The following is a 20,213-nucleotide window of genomic DNA, read 5'->3' as shown; positions in this document are numbered from 1 at the left end:
CATCGCGAGAGGCGCAGCCGAAGGACCTGCTGTCTGCTCGCCCCGACACCCACGTTTCGCCGCTTTCAGCCCCCGCAATTCAAGCCGCCGGTCTCTTATTACGCCCGCTCGCCTACTTCGTCTGCCCCAGCGTCATAGCAAACGTCGGGGCCGGCGTCTCTTCAAACGCCGTCACCACCATCCGCGACTGGAACCACGGATACGCCGGGCTCGGCCCCAGCGTCTGGTAGTTGGCGTTGAAGTAAGCCTCCACCTCCTGCCCGTCAGGCACAGGGCTGGGCATGTGATCCAGCACCACATGAAAGACCGGCATCATGCGCGGCACCACCGTCGCATCCGCCTCGCGCCAGTACGCCATCGCGATCCGGTCTGCCCCATACTCCGTCGCATACGGCTTCGCGTCCTGGTGACGGCAGGCCTGCCACCAGTGCCCCATCTCATGCACGAAGATCCACCGGTGCGACGCGCGATCAAAGAGCTCCTGCACCTCGGCATCCGTCGCATTTGGCCCGGCCAGCATCTTGAAGAACGCCTTCTCCCGAGGTTGCAACAGCGTCCACTCCGACGTGCTCAACGTGTTCGTCTCCTCGTTGTAGTTCCCCCACGACGGAATATCCGTCACCACAATCGCCGGCGGCGCGATCGGACACGAAAACCCCGCAGCCTTCACCTTCGCCACAAAAGCATCGCGCATCGCGATGGCCTTGGCCCGCGTCGCCGCAACCTCCGCGGTATCCGGCGTCGCGACGGACGCGACCTGCTGCGCCAAACCTGCCGGCGCGGCGCATAGAGCACTTACCCCAAGAACCATGAGCCCACAGCCCATACGACTGCGCAAACGGAACGATGACAGAAACCACCGAAAACTCGGCATGAAGCACTCCCTGATACGGAACCCGCTCGCGTTGCGACCAGCGCGATGCCTCATCTTTCCATACAAACGATCAACCGGGTGCCCCATATCTCGAAGAGATGTGGGTTAGCAGGGTCTCAATGCCTCTTCCTCAGAACAGGCCCTGCGACCCACCCCACCGCCGCACATAAGCCCCCGAATCAAACTTCTTCCCTGTACTCGCCCCGCTCATATACCGCCGCTTCCCAAACACCGGCCGGTCGAACCACGCCCGATCGAACTTCCCCAGCATCGACCACGCAATCCCCGCATACCCATTCGGATCGCGCCCATCCAGCTCGTACTTGTCATTCAGATGGATCGCCACTTTCATAGCGACCGACACATTCGGCGTCCACTCCACGATCTTCTTCGCCCAGTACATCCGCATATAGTTGTGCATCCAGCCGTAGTCCACCATCTGCCGCTGCGCCGCGTTCCATAGATCGTCGTAGGTGTGCCCGGCCTCCAGCACCTTCAGCGAGTACATCCTCTCCCGCGCATCCAGGTCATGCTCCCGAATCGTCTCCCGCGCCCAGTTGTCCGCGCACTTCGGCGAGTCATACTCCGGCTGATAGCGCACAAAGTTCACCGCCAGCTCCCGCCACGTCACAATCTCGTTCACAAAGCTGTCCCGCGCCGCCTGCAGATGCGCCTTCTCCGCGCCAACCGCCTGCTCGACAGCCTCATCCACCGCCAGCAGAATCGTCATCGTGCTGATGTTGCCAAAGTGCAGGTACGGACTCATCTTGCTCGTGCCGTCCGTCTCCGGCTTGTTGCGGTCGCGGTCATAGCTCTCCAGCATCTTCGCAATGAAGACCTTCAGCCGCTTCACCGCCGCATGATGCCCACCCTTCCACGCAGCCACCGGCTCCACGCTGCGATCGAAGTCCACCCAACCCCGCGTGATGTCCAGCTTCGGATCGTCCGTCAGCAATCCCCGCGGCTTCTTCCACTCATGCTGCGCGTTCGGATTCGCATACGGCACAAGAAACTCCGGCAGCGCGCGATAGAGCCTCGGCCGCGCCACCGCCGCGGAGAACTGCGCCTTCTCCAGCAGCTTCGAAGGCACCACCACGTCAGCATCCACCGTCCAGAAAGGAATCTTCAGCTTCTCCGCAACATGCTTCCGCCACTGCTCCGGCGCGCGCATCGGATTCTCGTCCCCAATCACCATCGCCGCGTCCACATCCGCGAAGAACCGCAGGTGGTCCTCATCCGGAGGCCGCCGCATCACGAACCCCACACCCCGCGCTTTGCACTCCTCTTCCACATCCCGCAGCCCTTCGTTCATGAACGCATAGTGCCGCAGGTTCGCACTCTTGAAGTTGGAGATGCACGCGAAGTACACCACGCACGGCAGCCCCAGCGCGTTGGCCACATCCACGGCCTTATCCAGCGCATGATTATCGCGCCCCCGCTGCGCCCGCTGCATCCAGTACACGACCGCCTTGCCCCGCGCCGGAGCACCACCCCGCCGCACCGTTACGCGCGCGTCCTCGGCCAGCACCTTCAGCGCTTCGGGCACAGCAGCGTCCTTCGCCAGCTCCTCGGCCAGCCCCGCATACGCGGCATCCTGCTGCTGCACCTCAGTCAGATCCTTCTCACTCATAGCTCACAACCCGCGACTCGCAGCTCAATCATGCCTTTTCCTTCGTTCAGCATGCAGACTATCGCTGACACCTGAGCCCTAACCCCTGGACCCTGAATCCGCTACCATCGCAGGCAGAGAACCCACCATGTCCATTGATCCCGTAAAACAAGATCCCACAACCACCTGCGCCCCCGCCATCCCGGGCCTTCCCGCCTCCGAGCCCACCGTCGAGCCCGTCACGCTCCGCCGCGCCACTCCCGCCGACGCCGCCGCGCTCGCCCTCGTCAGCGCCGCCACCTTCCTCGAAGCCTTCACCTGGATGCTTCCCGGAGCCGACATCATCGCCCACTGCGCGAAGAACCTCACGCCCGAGGCCTACGCGAAGTACCTCCAGCTGCCCGAGACCCGCATCACCCTCGCCACCGTCGGCCTCGACACCCCCGTCGGCTACGCCATGCTCTGCACGCCCGACCTCCCCACCCTCAAAATCGGCCCAGGCGACATCGAGCTCAAGCGCATCTACCTCTTCTCCCGCTTCCGCTCGAAGAACACGCCCGTCACCAACCCGCCCGCCGGCTCCCCCGCCGACGTCCGCGTCGCCCAGGCCCTGATGGACGCCGTCGTCGCTGACGCGCGCGCCCTTGGCAAGACCCGCCTCCTCCTCGGCACCAATGAAGGCAACGACCGCGCCATCGCCTACTACCGCCGCAACGGCTTCTCCGATGCCGGCCGCCGCACCTTCCAGGTCGGCAGCCAGCAGTGCTGCGACCTCGTCATGGCCAAATCCCTGTAACTTCTGCCATTGTCCGATGAGGAACCGCTGCATCTTTCCGCTGGGTTTCACGTCTAACTTAGTGATAGACTGTGTTTCGCTGGAGTATTGCGCCTCCGAGTTGCTGAAGCCTTCCCTGACCGGCTGGTCCCGTGTTCATATGTGCTTTCGCCTGCGCCCGCGGCCCAGACCGCACCTCACTACCCAGCGTTCCTGTAGAAACCAAGGGATTTCCACGCGCTCCCGTATCGTCGCGTCGTGATCCCGCGAATGTTTTGACCCCTGCCCGGGTGCGCCTGGGGTCCGAGGAGTGCCTCTATGGCTGAAGAACTGGATTCTTACCAAGAAGACGTAGACCGGATCATCGAGACCGGCAAAGAGAAGGGTTATCTGACGTACGGCGAGGTCAACGACCTGCTCCCCGGAGACATCACGTCTCCCGATGAGCTCGACGACCTGATGACGACGATCAACACCCAGGGTATCGATGTCCTCACCGAAGGCCGTGGCGGCCGTGGTGCTGGCGACAACGAAGACGCCGAAGCCGGAGAAGACTCCGACGACGTCGAACTCGATCTCTCCCCCGGTCAGCTCGAAAAGACCAACGACCCCGTCCGCATGTACCTCCGCGAGATGGGCACCGTTCCCCTGCTCACCCGCGAGGGTGAGGTTGAGATCGCCAAGCGCATCGAGCGCGGCCAGCTCCGCGTCATGAAGGCCGTCTCCCGCTCGCCCATCGTCATCCGCGAGATCGTCGGCCTCGGCGAAGACCTCAAGCGTGGCGTCCGCAACATCAAGGAAGTCGTCACCTTCGACGAAGAAGAGCTCACCGAAGAGATCCTGCAGGCCCGCGTCAAGGCCACCGCCGCCAAGATCGACGAGCTCGTCAAGCACCAGAAGAAGGCTGCCGAGAACGAAGCCAAGGCTGCCGATCCCCAGGGCAAGGACGCCAAGGCCAAGCAGAAGTTCACCCGCAAGCATCGCTGGCTCATGGGCCGCGAGATGGTGTTCGTCGCGCGTATCGTCCGCGACCTCAAGTACACCAACGGCGAAAAGAAGCGCCTCCTCGACAAGGTCAACAAGACCGTCGACTCCATGCGCACGCTGGAGCGTCAGATCCGCTCGCTCGAAGCCAAGTTCGAAGCTTCGCGCTCCGAGGAGCTGAAGAAGGAATACAAGCGCCAGCAGAAGAACTGCCGCATCGATCTCGAGCGCGTCGAAGCCGACGCCGGCATCCCCCTTGAAGACCTCAAGCGCACCCAGCGCGAGATCATCCAGGGCGACATGGACGCCGAGAAGGCCAAGCGGGAGCTCATCGAAGCCAACCTTCGTCTCGTCGTCTCCATCGCGAAGAAGTACACCAACCGCGGCCTGCAGTTCCTCGACCTCATCCAGGAAGGCAACATCGGCCTGATGAAGGCCGTGGACAAGTTCGAGTACCGCCGCGGCTACAAGTTCTCGACCTACGCCACCTGGTGGATCCGTCAGGCCATCACCCGCGCCATCGCTGATCAAGCAAGGACGATTCGTATTCCCGTCCACATGATCGAGACCATCAACAAGCTCATCCGCACCTCGCGTCAGCTGGTGCAGGAGCTTGGCCGCGAAGCCTCCTCCGAAGAGATCGCCAAGCGCATGGACATCCCCGTCGCGAAGGTCCGCAAGGTCCTCAAGATCGCGCAGGAGCCCATCTCGCTCGAGACTCCGATCGGTGAGGAAGAAGACTCGCACCTCGGCGACTTCATCGAGGACCGCATGGCCGTCAGCCCGTCCGACGCCGTCATCTCGGTCAACCTGAAGGAGTACACCTCGCAGGTCCTCCGCACCTTGACCCCGCGCGAAGAGCGCGTCATCAAGATGCGCTTCGGCCTCGAAGACGGCTCCGAACACACCCTCGAAGAGGTCGGCCAGTCCTTCCAGGTCACCCGCGAGCGGATCCGTCAGATCGAAGCGAAGGCTCTCCGCAAGCTCCGCCACCCATCCCGCTCGCGCAAACTCCGCGCCTTCGTCGACGGCGTCAAGGAACTCTAAGTCCTCACCGCTCCACAACAACCTCGAAAGACAAGGCGCGCCCCGCAAGGGACGCGCCTTTTTCTTTCCCACCTTCACAGCCAGCCTTCGTCGCCCAACAACCTTTCGGGCTCCCAAAAGCTCCCGCAGCTCACTCCCCATCCGCAGCTTCTGAAGTATCCTCAGGGCACACGATATTCCTGAGCACTTCAAGGCCCCCAATGCGTTTCAAGCCGCGTTTCAAGCCGCGTTTCAAGCCGCACCCCAAGCTGCGCACCCTGCTCGCCCTTGCCTTCCTGCTGCCCCTCGCCCTCGCGACCGCCGCGCTCCACGCGCAGACCACCCGCAACGTCGGCCAGGGACAGACCTACACCACCATCCAGAGCGCCATCGACGCCTCCACCAACGGCGACACCGTCCTCGTCTACCCAGGAACCTACTACGAGAACATCGACTTCAAGGGCAAGGCGATCATGGTCACCAGCACCCCCGCCCCCGCGGGCGGCGCAGCCAACACCATCATCGACGGTAACAATACCGGCCCGGCCGTTTACCTCGGCACTTCCGGCAGCTCGACGACGCCTTCCGACCTCTATGGATTCACGATCCAGCACGGTGTGCCTGTCGCAACCTTTGGCGGCTACGGAGACACCTCGAATAACGGTGGGGGCATCGTCGTCACTGGAATCGCAATCATCCAGAACGTCATCGTCCAAAACAACGCCTCCTGTGGAATCGACGCGCTAACGGCCGGTGCAGATATCAGGAATGCCCTTGTGCAGAACAACACCATCTCGCCCGCGCTAGGCGGCGCATGTGCGGCAGGCATGGGTATCTATTTCGCTTTGAACGATTCTCCGGTCAACATTGTGAACTCTGTTTCATCCAGCACCATCGAGGCAAACTCCGGTGGGGGCATTGCGGCGTCGACTGGCGTCGGCATCGGCATCGAGATTCAACAAACGATCATCCGCAACAATTCTCTCGGATCGTCTGCCAATGGCGCAGGGATCGCCATGGCCGGCACGGGCACCGTCTACATTGCCAACGGTCTCATTTATGGGAACGGCGGTCCCGCCGTGCTCGGTACCGGGGGGAACCTTACCCTCGCGAATGACACCATTTACGGCAACCGCCAAGCAACGCCCGTGCCCACCGCGACAGACGCCACTGAGATAAGTGTCACTTCGAATGTCTTTATCCAGGCGACAAACAATATCATTGTGGGAACCGATGCGATTGGCCCCGTGATGGTTTGTGGTATTTTCCCCGCAGAAGGCGGCGGAAGCACTCCGTCCGGCCGTTTCCCCGACATCTGGGACCACAATCTCATCTTCAATACGGCAACGCATTCCGGTTCGATACCTTGCGACTCGGACTCCGGCACCTACGGCAACCTTTTCATTGACCCGAACTTTCGGAATACGGCATCCGCAGACTTTCATCTGGCCGCAGGCTCACCGGCCATCGATTCCGGAAATAACTCTGCTGCCAGCGACCCGCTTATACTCGATCTCGATAACACAGCCCGTGTACAGAACGGTTCGGGACGTCCATATCCGGTCACAGACATGGGCGCATACGAATATAGCGGCCTCGCTCCCGCATCTTGGACCTTCTCCGAGATCACGGCACCAGCCTTCCAACCAGCCGGCTCCTCGCCGATCTGCGGGATAACAGTCAACGCGTACCTGAACATCCCTTCCGGCTTCTTCACGACCGGCCCGGCCACCGGTACAGTCACACTGCTCGAAGATAATCAGCCGATAGGCACCGCGGTCATAGATCGGAGTGGCAACGCTAACTTCATCCTTCCCCCGCTGACGCCTGGACTGCATGCATTGGAAGGCGTGTATCCAGGGCAAGGCAGCTACATCCCAAATGAGTCCGTCCGGACATGGATCAACGTGACCGGGGTCGCGATCGGACTTACCCTGGCCGCCTCACCGAATCCAGTCGCCGTCGGCCAGAGTGACACCATCTCTACCTCAATCACCTCACCCGATGGCGCCATACTCTCCCCTGTCGTCATCACCGACTTAACTACCAACACGCAAATCGCTTCCCTCACACCAGCGTCCAACGGCGCGGCGAGCGTGACCACCACCTTCGCTTTGCCGGGCACGCACATCTTGCAGGCCTCTTATGGAGGCGACGCAACGCATACAGCCGCAACGACGAGCACCTCGCTTGTCGTGAATTCACTTCAGCTCTCCACCACCACCACCCTCACCTCCAGTTCCAACCCCTCCCCCTACGCCCAGCCCGTCACCTTCACCGCCAGGGTCGCTGCCACCGGAAGCACCTCCATCCCCTCCGGCGCCATCCTCTTCTCCGACGGCCACACGACCCTCGCCACCATTCCCCTCGACGCCTCCGGCAGCGCCACCTACACCACCAGCACCCTCACCGCCAGCGATCTCGGTACCAGCGCGTACCACCAGATCGCCGCCGTCTACGTGCCCGCCGCGGGCTTCACCACCTCCAGCGCCAGCCTCAACCAGGTCGTCAACGGCCTGCCCAGCGTCGCCGCGCTCACGGTCACTCCCGGCTCCGGCACCACCTCCACCAGCTTCACGCTCACGGCCAACGTCAGCTCCGGAACGCCCTCCAGCACTGCTATTCCTACCGGGCGCGTCCTCTTCTACACCAGCGCCCAGACGGGCGTCACCGGCAACCTCATCGGTTACGCCGACCTCACCAACGGCGTCGCTACCTTCACCTCGACTGGCTTCCTCGGCGGCACAGATTACATCCTCGCGGTCTACATGGGCGACACCACCTACGCCCAGGCCAACTCCAACTACGTCACCCTCACCATCACCGCTTCGCCTTCTTCGCTTACCCTCAACCCCAGCGCCACCACCCTCCCCGAGCTCACCCCGCTCACCCTCACCGTCCAGCTCGCCACCACCTCCGCGGGCTCCTCCCTCGTGGCCAACCAGCCCGTCACCCTCAAGATCGTCCCCCAGGGCGGCGCAGCAACCTACGTCCAGCTCACCACCGACGCCACCGGCAAGGCCGTCTACACCACCAGCAGCCTCTACGCCGCCGGAGTCAACTCCCAGATCTATAACGTCTCGGCCTCCTTCAACGGCACCGCCTCATTGCAGCTCTCCAACACCAACAACATCGCCATCACCGTCACGCCAGCGCCCAGCACCACCACCACCGCCCAGGTCTCCCCGGAACCCTCCTACTACGGACAGCGCACCACCTTCAGCACGCACGTCACCGGAGCCAACGGCCCCACCAGCGCCGTCCCCACCGGCCAGGTCGAGTTCGACTTCTGCCACGGCGCAACCTACCGCGTCACGCTCGACGCCAACGGCAACGGCAGCTACACCGCACCCATCGGCGCCGCGATCGCCGAACCCGCCGGCTCCTGCCCCTTCACCGCGAAGTACCTCGGAGACGCCAACTTCCCCGGCAGCACCTCCGCGGTCACACCCTACATCGTCCTGCCCTCGGGCTCCTCGATGACCCTCACGACCTCCGCCTCAAGCGGCTACGTCACCCAGCCCATCACCTTCACCGCGACCCTCGCCGGCAACGCAGCTCCGGTCCTCGGCCCCGGCGGCGCCATCCTCCCGCCCGCCGCCATCGGAGCCACTGGCACGGTTCAGTTCCTCGCCAACGGCAATCTCCTCGGCTCTGCGACCATCATCAACAACGTCGCCACACTCACCACAACAGCGCTGCCCGCCGGAACCGATGTCGTCACGGCCGTCTATGCCGGCGACGCCGACCTCACCGGCTCCTCCGCAGGCCCCGTCTCCGAAGTCATCGTCCTGCCCGACTTCTCCGTCGCCATCCCGCAGCCCTCCGTCACCATCGAGACCCTGCACAAGAGCACCATCACCCTCAGCCTCGCCTCCATCAACGGCTTCAACGGCACGGTCAACATCGGCTGCACAGAACCCTACCCCGCCTACCTCACCTGCACCGCGCCACCCGTCACGCTGCCGCTCAACGGCACGGCCAGTGTCACCATGACCGTCGACACCTCCGGCGTGCCCAACTTCTACGGCGCCGTTGGCCCCGGTCCACGCACGCAACAACGCCAGCCGCTGCGCTCCCTCGAGCGCGTCGCCCTGGCGCTGCTCTTCCCACTACCCTTGTTGTGTCTCGGCTCGCGCAGTCGACGCCTGCGCCGCCTGCTGCCGCTCGTCCTGCTCGCTCTCGCAGTCACAGGGCTCAGCTCCTGCAGCAACCACCTGCCCAACAGCGTCGAGCCCGGAAGCTACCAGGTCACCGTCACCGCAGCCGGACAATCCAGCCAGGTCACCGCCCCGGTAAGCCATACCGCCAGCTTCACGCTCAACGTCACGCGGTAACGGAACGCCCACGCTGCGGGCTCCATGCCGCACCGGCCTCAGAGATCACCGCAAGCTGCTCGACCTCCGGCCTGACGTCCCATCGCCTCGCCGGAGCATATCGCTCCTTCAGCCGCAGAATCGGAGCTTCGAGCAACCTGTAGCTGAGCGCCGCAACAACCAGCGTCAGCAGCAGGTGCAACATCGGAGCCGCACCCGCCAGCTTCGGGTTCAGCACCGTCAGGAACCTACCGTCAGCGCCCAGCCAACCCGCGTAGAAGTACACCCCATAGCTGATCGTTCCCACCCCGGCGAGCCAGCGCAACCGCAGCATCCGGCTCAGCCACGTCGTCTCATCCAGCGCCAGCAGCAGCACGCCCGCACACACCAGCGCGTTGAGCGACAGGCCCACCGTGACCGTGAAGGGGTTCGTCGCCGGGTGCGCCCACGCCATGCCAATCCTGCCATCATTTGCCGCCATGCGAGCGCCCTGGATCAGCTGCAGCAGGCTCGGCACAAGCATCAGCCCGGCCCCGGCAATCAGCCCGCAACCCAGACCGCGCAGCTTGCTTCGCGTCAGCTTCTCGCCACGAAGCCACAGCGCCAGCCATGCGCCCACCAGCAGCGTGTCGCAGCGCGTAAAGCTGCTCCACAACAGCAGGAACCCACCGATCTCGCGAGGCGGCGCCGTGAGATACGCCGCCGTACGAAACACAGGAGCCACCATAAAGATCACCGCGCACAGGCGCATCAGCGTGCGCCTGTCGCGCACAAACCACACCACCGCTGGCCACACCAGGTAGAACTGCTCCTCAACACACAAACTCCACAACGGACCCAGATCACACACCATCGTCCAGTGGCCACGCACCTGCATCAGCACCTGCGTAGGGTTGTGCCGCACAAGGTCAAGAAACGGCACCACAAAATTGCCGCCATAGCCCAGGTACGCCAGCGACCACAAGCTCCATCGCAGCCGCAGCAACGGTGTCGCCACCAGCAGCAACGCAAACGCCAGGTAATAGATCGGGAAGATCCGCAGCGAACGCCGCACATAGAAGTTGCGAAAGTAACCCGGCCGCTCCAGCGAGTCGAACAGGATCCCCGTAATCAGAAACCCCGACAGCACGAAGAACAGGTCGACACCCATCCATCCCATGCCGCGCTGCACATCCGCGAAAGGCCCCATCGGCGTGTGGTGCAGCGTCACCGCAAGCACCGCGAGTCCACGCAGGCCCTGAAAGCTCGCATAGTGGGGCTTCACCCAGACCTGGGCAGTATCCGCGACGGCAGCGGCTCGCTGCGGCGAAGACGCCACAGAAGCCCCGCACCTGATGGCTGGGGAAGACATAATGAGGGTTTCTCTGCTGGAGCCCGGAATATGCCCAAACCTCTGGGAATATCCCCATGCTCCTGCCAACAACCCTCGCCCGGCAACGCTACCGTTGTGTTAGTCGCCGTGGCTTTGGTGGTGCAGGTACCTCAACCTCCATCACCGCCACATGGGTACGCCGTGCAGGCTAAGACCAAAACGGCGTCCCCCGGAAAGCCCCCGAAGGCCCCTCTGAACAAGCCCCTGTCTTGTTACTGCGGGACTCCAGTCCCGCCGTAAGCGGCATCATTTCAACGCGGCTTCAGCCGCTGAGGGAACGTTCGAGTCCTGATCAGACCTTCCTTACAACACGCTGCGCCCGCCATCCACAACCAGGTTCTGCCCCGTCATGTAGCTGCTCGCATCCGAGCACAGAAACAGCACCGCGCCCTGGTACTCATCCTTCTTCGCCATCCGCGCCATCGGGATCAGCGCGTGCAGCTTCGCCGTGAACTCATCCGGTTGCCCGTTCGCCACCCCTCCCGGCGAGATCGCATTCACCCGCACACCCTGCTCTACCCAGTACGTCGCCAGATACCGCGTCAGCCCCAGCAGCGCGGTCTTCACCACCGAGTACGTCACCGGCTTCACCGGCTGCTCATGCTCCGGCAAACCCTCCTGCCGATACAGCCGCTGATCCGGCGCAATCACCGCCAGGTCGCTCGCCACATTCAGGATCACGCCTACCCCGGCCTTGGCCATCTCCTGCCCGAAGATCCGCGCGCACAGAAACGCCCCCGTCAGCCCCACCGCAATGTCGTCGTTCCACGTCTTCAGCGGAAAATTCTCCAGCCGCGACCATGGCTTGCCCGGCTTCTGATCTTCCACCTTCGGATTGTTCGCCGCGTTGTTGATCAGGATGTCCACGCGCCCAAACTCCGCGAGAATCGCCTTGCAGGCCTCCTCAATCGAGTGCTCGCTGGTGATGTCCACCGCCAGCCCCAGGCACTTCGGCCCATGCGCCGCCTGCAACTGGTCCGCCCGCAGCGAAGGGTTCGCCGCCGCCAGATCAAGCAGCACCACGCTCGCTCCAGCCTCCGCCAGAATCGCCCCATGGTGATACCCCAACAGCCCCGCGCCACCCGTAATGATCGCCACACGCCCTGTCAGATCGAAGAGTTGTTCCACACGTCCCTGCTTGCCACTCATGCAAGCAGTATCGCAAACCGCGCCTGCGACCGCCCGGCACGGCACCCCTCAAACCTCCAGCCCGCCGAGCGGGCGCCCTGACGACCTCATCGCTCTACAGCTACAGGCTCTCTCTCGCTCCCACCCATCCACGCAGGCTGCCCCATCTCTCAAAGAGCTGCGCGTTCGCAGAACATCTCCGGCCAACACCTCGCCCGCCGCTCCCCAAACTCGTAGAACGTAGAACGCAGAACGGAGCCCCTACACCACCCGCGTCTGCCCACCATCCATCACGTAACAACTCCCCGTCGCAAACCCCGCCTGCTCCGAGCACAGATACACCGCCAGCGACGCGATCTCCTCCAGCGTGCCAAACCTCTGCTGCGGCACCTGCGTCTTCAGCATCTCTTCCACACCCTCGCGATTCGCCGCGATCCGCTTCTCCCAGCTCCCGCCCGCAAACAAAATATTCCCCGGAGCGATCGTGTTCACGCGAACCTTGTCCACCGCCACCATCCGCGAGAGGTTCTTCGCATAGTTATTCAGCGCAGCCTTCGCCGCCGAGTAAGGCAACGGCGCCGGCGTAGCCTCCACCGCCACAATCGACGAGATGAACAGCACGCTCCCGCCACGCTCCTTCAGGTGCGGCAGCACCGCCTGCGTCAGCCGCACGCTCGCAAAGAAGTTCGCCTCGAACAACCGCGTCCACTCCTCTTCCGGCTGGTCCCAACCCGGCTTGCCCGCACCCGTGCCCAGGTTCGCAATCAGGTGATCGATCCGCCCAAAGTGCGCGACCGTCCGATCCATCGCGCTCGCAATCACCGCGGCGTTGGAGAGGTCTCCCGCAATCGGCAGAATGCGCTCATAGTTCGAAGCGTTCGCCAGGTCCCGCAACGTCAGCTCGAGCGCCTCATGATCGCGCCCCGTCAACACCACGCACGCGCCCTCGTCCAGCAACGCCGCAGCAATCGCCCGCCCAATCCCCCGCGAGCTGCCCGCCACGAAACAAACCTTGCCGCTCAATCCCAGATCCATCGCCACTCACTTCCGAGTTGCTGTTCCTAGCTCTTAGCTGTTCTGCTGTTCTGCTACTCAGCTGTTCTGCTGCTACACAGCCGTCCATCCACCATCCACCACAACATTCTGCCCCGTCACATACGTGCTCGCATCGCTCGCCAGAAACACCAGCGCCCCGCATAACTCAATCGGCCGGCCAATGCGCCCCAGCACCGTATAGCCCTTCAGCTTCTGCACAAACGGCGAATCTTCCTGCACCGCGTTCTGCCCCATGCCCACATCCTCCGTGTTAGAAAACGGCCCCGGCGAGATACAGTTCGCACGCACACCGCTATGCCCCCAGAAACTCGCCGTATATCTCGTAAACGCCAGCAGCGCCGCCTTCGACGCTGAATATCCCGGAGGATTCAGCGACTCCGTCCCCTCATACAGCTGCGGCCGCGGAGCCACCGTCGCATACATCGTCGCGATGTTCACAATCGACCCGCGCTTCTGCGCCTTCATCTTCACGCCCAGCGTCTGCGTCGTCTGCACCGCCCAGTACACACCGCCCTGCAGGTTCCGTTGCCACTGGTCAAAGGTCGAGTTCTCCAGCGAACCCTCCGGCACATTGAACCCCGTCGCCGCGCCCAGCTCATGCGCATTGTTGATCAGCACATCGATGGTCTTCTCCCGCGCGGCAATCTCGCCACACAACCCAGCCAGCGCCTCGCGGTCGTACATATCGATCTGCTCCACCGCAATCTTGTCCGCGCCAAACTCCGCAGCCCACTTCGCGGCTTCGATCTTCAACCGCTCGCTGCGCCCCAGCGCCACCACCCGCGCTCCATTCGCCAGCAACGCCAACGCAAACGTCCGCCCCAGGAACCCCGAAGCTCCCGTCAACACCGCCGTCTTGCCTTCCAGCGAGAACAACGACTCTCGCTGCAGATCCTCACGCGTCAACGCCAAACCACACCCCGATTCCTGTCTTCCTCAAACCTCAATCGCTCAAAGCTCACCGCTCAACAGAACCCAGCCCCGCCCAAAAACCTCGTGCCTGCAGACCTGAGCACCTCGCCCCTCTACAGCAACGAAGCACGTACCACTTACCAGCACCTCTTACTCCAGCCCCCCCCGCACAAACTCCGCCTGCCCCTTCAAAAACTCCACCTCATCGCCCGGCACACCACGAGCCACCTGCAGCGTGAATCCACCGGTATACCCAATCGACTTCACCGCCCGAAACACATCGTCAAAGTCCGCCGAGCCCGTCCCCAGCGGCCGCGTCTCAATGCCGCCCTCCGGCTTCCGGTACCGGTCCTTGATGTGCACCGAACCCACACGCGCACCATACGCCGCAAACTCTTCGCTGGCCACAAACCCCAACCCCGACGAGTTCCCCGAGTCCCAGTTCACCTTCAGCATCGGATGCGGAATCCGCGCGAGGAACTCAGCAAACTCCGCCGGACCAAAGTCGGCCTCCAGATGCAGCTCCACACCATGCCGCTCCGCCACCGGCAGCGCCCGCTCCAGCACACCGATCATCTGCTGCTTCTCATCCTCGTTCGTCATGCGCGACTGGTCCACAAACGGCAGCACCATCTTCACCGCGCCAATCCGCTTCGCGATCGGGATCAGCTCGTGCAAATGCCGCTCACGCTCCTCGCGCTCTGTCTCTGTGCAACGGATCAGCGGAAAGTCCATGAACCAGTCCCCGCACAGCGCCGGCGTAGCAATTCCCGTCTCCGCCTTCAGCAGGTCCATCGCCGCCAGGCCCATTTCGCTAAAGATCGGATTCGCCCCACCCACATAGACCCGAGCATCCCCAGCCTCGCGCAACCATCGCGGGTCGGGCGCTCCACCCCACGTCGCACTCCCATCCACTCGCGGCGCAGCCCCATACGCATCGTGGATCCACTCGATGTACGCCAGCCCTGCCGCCTGCGCCCGCGCAAACTCCTCGCGCCACGCCGCCCGCGGAAACGACTGAAACCGTCCATCCTCTGGCGGAGCCAGCCTGCCCTGCATCACGCCAATCGAACCCGCCGCCAATCCAATTCCTGAACCCGTCGACATAGGCCTCAAGAATACAGCGCACGCCCCACCGCTTCGTTCGCTCTACCGCTTCAGCGCCGAAGCCGGCACATCCAGCGAGCCCAGGTGGTCGCTGGTCAGGTCATGCACAAACAGCCGCAGCGTAATCGCACCATCGCCCGGCAGGTTGATCTCCTGCGCATAGCGCGCTCCATGCTGCACCGCCGTGGAAAACTGCTCCGCCGTCCACGTCATATGCAGAGGCCTGCTGTACGACCGCAGCACGCGGCCCTGCGCGTCATACGCCAGCGCCAGGAACTCCACATGCGCCATGTGCTTCCCATCCTCACCGCTCGTAATCGTCAGGTTGCTCAGGTCGGTCGAGTACTCAATCCGGTAGCGCCGGCCCTCGCCTCCCTCAGCGTCCTCAATCGGCCCGTTGCGCGGCCCGCGCCGGCCCGAATCCGTAGCCTGCCGAAGCGAAGCCCCAACCTCGCCGCCACCCACCGGAAGCACACGCGCAAAGAACCCGATCTGCGTCGATGGCGGCGCAAGGAACGCCGCAGCCGCCTTCACCGTTGAGTCCGCAACCTCTTTCGCTTCGGCCTTCACAGCATGGTCCGCAACCACCGCGTCATACCCGCGACGATACGAAAGCTTATACCCGTTCGACGGCGTCACCTCCACATGAATCGGGCGGTACTCCCCATGCGCCTCCGCATCCGTCGGTACATACGTCAGCGTGTAGTACTCCGACCCCGCCGCCACCACGTTCGCTACAGCCTGCGCAATGCCATTCGTGTTCAGAAACGCCTTGCCGCCCGTATCGTCCGCGATCTCCATCATGGCCGACTGTGTTTCCACGTTCACATCGCTGAAGTCAACCGCCGTCCGGCTCCGCGACGACGTCACCAGCGGCGCAATCTCGATCCCCCGCGAATCCACCGGGTAGATCGCCACCCGGCTCCGTGTCAGCAGGTCCACCGTCTCGCGGTACTCCTTCTCCCACTGCGTGTCCCCTCGACTACGGTTCCATCGCGGCAGCAGGTTCAACGGAAACGCCGACGAAAACCAGATCAGGTTCTTGCGCCCCGGTATCCCCGCAAGATACAGCGCCAGCTGATGAAATCCCTGCAGCGAAACATCAGCCCTCTGGTGCTCGTTGATCTCCGTCCACGCCGGATTCTCGCGGAACGCATCCCGCGCCTCCTCCGGAATCTGCGTCTTGTCGAACGCGCGGTCCACATCCCCATTGCCCGTCGACGAGGCCCTCGGCTGCGCCTTCTCCAGCGCTGCACGCAGCAGCGTCGGGTCCGACGTCAGGTTCTGCAACATCACCAGCCGCGTGTTCAGGACGCAGATCGCCGTTCGCCCGTTTGACGGAGCCGTCCGCAGATACTCCAGCAGCTTCTCCTTCACCCAGCCCTGGCTCGACAACGGTGTATTCAGAAAGTCGATCAGCAGAATCGTAGGCGGAGCCGACTCGGGCGTTGCGGACACCACGTTCGAAAACACCCCAGGCTGCAGCGGCAAAGCCTTCGCAGCATCCGGACTCCTCGGAGCCGTATGCTCCTCCACACCGCTCAACACCTGCGCATGCCCTGACTCCGTCAGCTTGAACGCGGACTTCGGCAACGAGTGCACCGGCGCTCCATGCGAGTCCGTCACCGTCACATCCACCACCACCAGCCGCGAGTCCACATGCAACACCTGCGTCGTGGCCGCAGACTCCTGCGCCCCCAAAGGCAGCGCACACAAAAGTACAACCGCACAACCCCAGGGCGACAAACGCATGGCAGACCTTCACAAATCAGAGGTGGAAACCGGTGGCTCGATCTTACTCCGGCTGACACCGGCCACACCTTGCACCCTGTACGTTCATCGCAGCCGCCCCCGCTGCTGTTCGCCGGGTAACTCCCGGCGCACACCGCACCACCCGGAGTAACTCGCGCGGGTCCATTCACAATCAGGCTCTGTTCATGCGAAAAAGCAGCACAAGCCGCAAGCAGCAACACGCGAGCCCCCCCCAACACTCAGACCACAGCCATCGCCATCCGCACCGCCCTGTCGAACTCCGATCGCTGGTAAGGCTTTCGCAGGAAGCTTCCATCCAGCGTCGGTAACCCGCGGCCCGCCATGGCATTGGCCGGATAGCCCGAGCTGTAAATCACCCGAATATCCGGAAACTGCTCCCGTATCTCGCGTGCCAGCTCCACACCATTCATCCCGCCCGGCATGATGATGTCGGTAATCAACAGATCGAGCTTCTCCTCCTGTGCAGCAATCTTCAGCGCCTCCGCCGGCGTCTGAGCAGCAAAGACGGTATAGCCCAGCGCCTCCAGGTAGATCTCCGCCAGCTCCACCAGCCCCGGCTCATCATCCACCAGCAGAACATTTCCGCATTGCTGCGCAGCCGTCGCCGAATGCACCGCGGGCGACTCTCGCAGTGTGCCCCCATCCATCAGCGGGAGATACACCGTCACCGTTGTGCCATGATTCTCTTCGCTGTAAATCCGCACGGCGCCGCCCGATTGCTTCACAAATCCGTACACCATCGCAAGGCCCAGCCCGGTTCCATGCCCCGGCTGCTTGGTGGTGAAGAACGGCTCGAAGACCTTTTCCAGCGTCTCGCTCGACATCCCGAAGCCCGTATCGGAGATCTGGATGCACGCGTACGTGTCTTCCTTCAGCTCCCTCGCCCGCACCAGCGGATGAGTTCCCTCCAGGTGCGTGGAGCGGGTCGCAATCGTGATGACCCCTCCGCCGGGCATCGCGTCCCGAGAATTCACAATCAGGTTCAGCAGCGCGCTCTCCAGGCCGGAAGAATCCACAAGCACCGGAGGAATCGATGCATCGACCTGCATCGCAAATTCAATGTCGGGCCCCATGGTCCTTGCCAGACCGACAACATTCGCGATGCTTCGATCAAGCTTCGTGGGGGATGGCTTCAGCTCCCCGCTCCTCGAAAACGAGAGCAGGCGCCGGGTCACATCCGCGCCGCGCTCCGAGGCCATCCGCACCGTCTGCAGACGCTGCTTTGCCGCCTCATCGCCCGCCAGCATCACCTCCAGAAGTTCCAGGTTGCCGAGGATGATCCCCAGAAGATTATTGAAGTCGTGCGCGATGCCGCCCGTCAGCTGGCCCACCGCCTCCATCTTTTGCGACTGACGCAGTTGCCGCTCCAGCTGTCGCTGCTGTGTGATGTCCTGGAAGACCCAGATCCTGCCCAGATACTTTCCCGAAGGGTCGGTCACCGGCGAGGTGAACCGGCTCAGAAGTGTCCCGTTCAGCAGCTCACACTCGTCCTGCGTGACCATCTCGGGATGAGCGTAGATCTCCTCTACCCGCTGGATGTGCCTCTCCGGATCCTTCGCTCTCAAGCGTACAAACTCCCGCCGCAACGACGACTCGCCACGCGCCACCTCCTGCGGCAGGTTCCACACACGCGCAAACTGCTGGTTCTGGAAGATCACTCGCCGGTCGACATCCGTCACGCTGATGGCGTCAGGCGACGACTCCAGCAGCGCCTCGAAGAACGTCGTCCGCCAGCGCAGCTCCTCCTCCACCTTCAGCCGTTCGTCTTCTCGCTGGCTCAAGTCCATCGCGTACGAGATATCCATCGCCATCTCGTCCAGCAGCGCCAGTTCCTGCGTATCGAAGAACCCCGCTTCCTCCGCATAGAGAACGAACACGCCGCAGACCTCATCCTTCAGCCTCAGCGGGAACGATGCCATGGAGCCAAATCCGCTCGTCAGCCCTTCGTCCCTCCACAGCCGGAAGCGAGGATCCGTAGCGATGTCGTTACACACCACCCGCTCCCCGGTGCGAACAGATTCCGTGGCTGGGCAGTCCAGCATGCGTGGATCATCTTTGCCCACGCCGACCCGCTCCAGGTACCCGTCGTCATCCCCACTGGACGTCAGCACCGAGATCCGGCCCGTGGCAAGATCGATCACCCCGATCCACGCCATCCCGAAGTTGCCCCGCTCCACCGCAATGCGGCAAGCCGCAGACAACATCGCTCCCCGGTCCTTCTCACGCACGATCGTCTGGTTGATATCGCACAGCACCGCATAGGTCCGGCCCAGTCGCTCCAGCTGCTCCTGCGTCCGCCTCCGCTCCGTAACATCCTCGCTGAAGACGATGATGCCGCCGACCTCGCCATTCGTATCGATCCAGGGCCGTATCTCCCGATGCAGCCAGCGCACGCGGCCGTCCGGGCTGTCGAACCTCTCCGCTTCACGCTCGATGGTCTCGCCCGTAAGGCCCCGCCGATGCTCTTCCTTCCATGCCTCAGGCAAGCCGGGGTAGACCTCGTAGTGAGACTTGCCGCGCGGATTCGCGACATCCAACCCAACGCCTGACATCCAGCGCTCGCTGGCGCATACGTACCGCATCTCGCGGTCAAACATCGCCAGCGCCGCCGGAGCGTACTCCACAAACAGCTGCAGCCGCGCCTCGGCGGACTCCGCCAGCTTCCGTTGACCGCGCCGGTAGCGCTCCGCCACCACGCTCATCAGCAGGCCCATGCCTCCAAAACACACCATGGACACCGCATCCGCCCGGTTCACAATCGACAGGCGGCCAACCGGCGGCAGCAGCCAGATATCCACGGCCACCGCGGAGAGACCCGTAGCAAGAATCCCCGGCCACACCCCTGCAAACAGGGCCGCCAGCATCACTGCCGGATAGAACAGAAGATAAGGAGGAAGCGGCCCAACCAGTCGCACCAGCAGAAACTGAAGCCCAAACACCAGCGCAACGATCCCAGCCGCTGCCCCGAACCGCGCAGATCGAGACGTGAGGCCACGAAAAGAGACGGTTGCCATGCCAGCGCCTCAGCGGCCCCGGATGATAGGGACAGCGGCCGCCAGTGTATCCGCCGCAAGCCTATCTCCCTGTGACCCAAGTCACGCCTATGGAACATCTGAACAAGTTCTCGTCTTGTCAGGGCAGGACTTTGGTCCCGCCGCACGTGGCATCATTTCAACGCGGCTTTACCTGTGGTGTATCAGCAGGTTATTTACGTTGAGTCCAGATCGGCTGATGGGAGGTTTTCGATCGAGGCTGGTATGAGGTCGATGCCAGTTGTACTG

Annotated in this window: 12 protein-coding genes; 3 read left to right on the top strand and 9 right to left on the bottom strand. The window is 63.2% G+C overall.

Annotated features, from left to right (window positions below):
• Positions 1-112: 112 nt before the first annotated feature.
• Both C4S68_RS18125 and C4S68_RS18120 read right to left on the bottom strand, forming a co-directional pair.
• Complete coding sequence (locus C4S68_RS18125) at positions 113-874, bottom strand: hypothetical protein (protein ID WP_160115225.1); 762 nt, start codon at positions 872-874, stop codon at positions 113-115.
• 130 nt (positions 875-1,004) lie between these two features.
• Positions 1,005-2,504, bottom strand: coding sequence for a deoxyribodipyrimidine photo-lyase (locus tag C4S68_RS18120; protein WP_103934536.1), 1,500 nt, complete (start codon positions 2,502-2,504; stop codon positions 1,005-1,007).
• A gap of 127 nt (positions 2,505-2,631) precedes the next feature.
• On the opposite strand from C4S68_RS18120, the gene C4S68_RS18115 reads away from it, so the two are divergent.
• From C4S68_RS18115 to C4S68_RS18105, 3 genes are all read left to right on the top strand, one after another.
• Entirely contained in the window at positions 2,632-3,279 is a 648-nt protein-coding gene (locus tag C4S68_RS18115) for a GNAT family N-acetyltransferase (RefSeq protein WP_103934535.1), read from the top strand.
• A gap of 297 nt (positions 3,280-3,576) precedes the next feature.
• Positions 3,577-5,289, top strand: coding sequence for an RNA polymerase sigma factor RpoD (gene rpoD / locus C4S68_RS18110; RefSeq protein WP_103934534.1), 1,713 nt, complete (start codon positions 3,577-3,579; stop codon positions 5,287-5,289).
• Positions 5,290-5,489: 200 nt separating this feature from the next.
• Positions 5,490-9,605: an Ig-like domain repeat protein gene (locus tag C4S68_RS18105; protein ID WP_103934533.1), complete on the top strand. Its 4,116-nt coding sequence runs from the start codon at positions 5,490-5,492 to the stop codon at positions 9,603-9,605.
• Here the strand turns inward: C4S68_RS18105 and C4S68_RS18100 are convergent.
• The 7 genes from C4S68_RS18100 to C4S68_RS18070 all read right to left on the bottom strand — a co-directional run bounded on the left by C4S68_RS18100 (position 9,595) and on the right by C4S68_RS18070 (position 19,946).
• Entirely contained in the window at positions 9,595-10,902 is a 1,308-nt protein-coding gene (locus C4S68_RS18100) for an acyltransferase family protein (RefSeq protein WP_160115224.1), read from the bottom strand. The two genes, C4S68_RS18105 and C4S68_RS18100, sit on opposite strands and share 11 nt — an antisense overlap.
• 357 nt (positions 10,903-11,259) lie before the next feature.
• The gene (locus tag C4S68_RS18095; RefSeq protein WP_103934531.1) at positions 11,260-12,105 is read right to left on the bottom strand and encodes an SDR family oxidoreductase; all 846 of its coding nucleotides are present in this window, start codon (positions 12,103-12,105) and stop codon (positions 11,260-11,262) included.
• Between the two features lie 240 nt (positions 12,106-12,345).
• Positions 12,346-13,119, bottom strand: coding sequence for an SDR family NAD(P)-dependent oxidoreductase (locus tag C4S68_RS18090; RefSeq protein ID WP_103934530.1), 774 nt, complete (start codon positions 13,117-13,119; stop codon positions 12,346-12,348).
• Positions 13,120-13,191: 72 nt separating this feature from the next.
• Positions 13,192-14,052, bottom strand: a complete 861-nt coding sequence (locus C4S68_RS18085; protein WP_103934529.1) for an SDR family oxidoreductase — start codon at positions 14,050-14,052, stop codon at positions 13,192-13,194.
• A gap of 150 nt (positions 14,053-14,202) precedes the next feature.
• Positions 14,203-15,159: a sugar phosphate isomerase/epimerase family protein gene (locus C4S68_RS18080; protein ID WP_103934528.1), complete on the bottom strand. Its 957-nt coding sequence runs from the start codon at positions 15,157-15,159 to the stop codon at positions 14,203-14,205.
• 42 nt (positions 15,160-15,201) lie between these two features.
• Positions 15,202-16,911, bottom strand: coding sequence for a VWA domain-containing protein (locus C4S68_RS18075; RefSeq protein WP_103934527.1), 1,710 nt, complete (start codon positions 16,909-16,911; stop codon positions 15,202-15,204).
• 239 nt (positions 16,912-17,150) lie between these two features.
• Entirely contained in the window at positions 17,151-19,946 is a 2,796-nt protein-coding gene (locus tag C4S68_RS18070; protein ID WP_103934526.1) for a GAF domain-containing hybrid sensor histidine kinase/response regulator, read from the bottom strand.
• Positions 19,947-20,213: the final 267 nt, after the last annotated feature.

The sequence above is a fragment of the Bryocella elongata genome (genome assembly GCF_900108185.1).
Lineage (GTDB): Bacteria > Acidobacteriota > Terriglobia > Terriglobales > Acidobacteriaceae > Granulicella > Granulicella elongata.
Note: the sequence above shows the minus strand (reverse complement) of the source record. Positions and strands in the feature narration are given on the sequence as shown.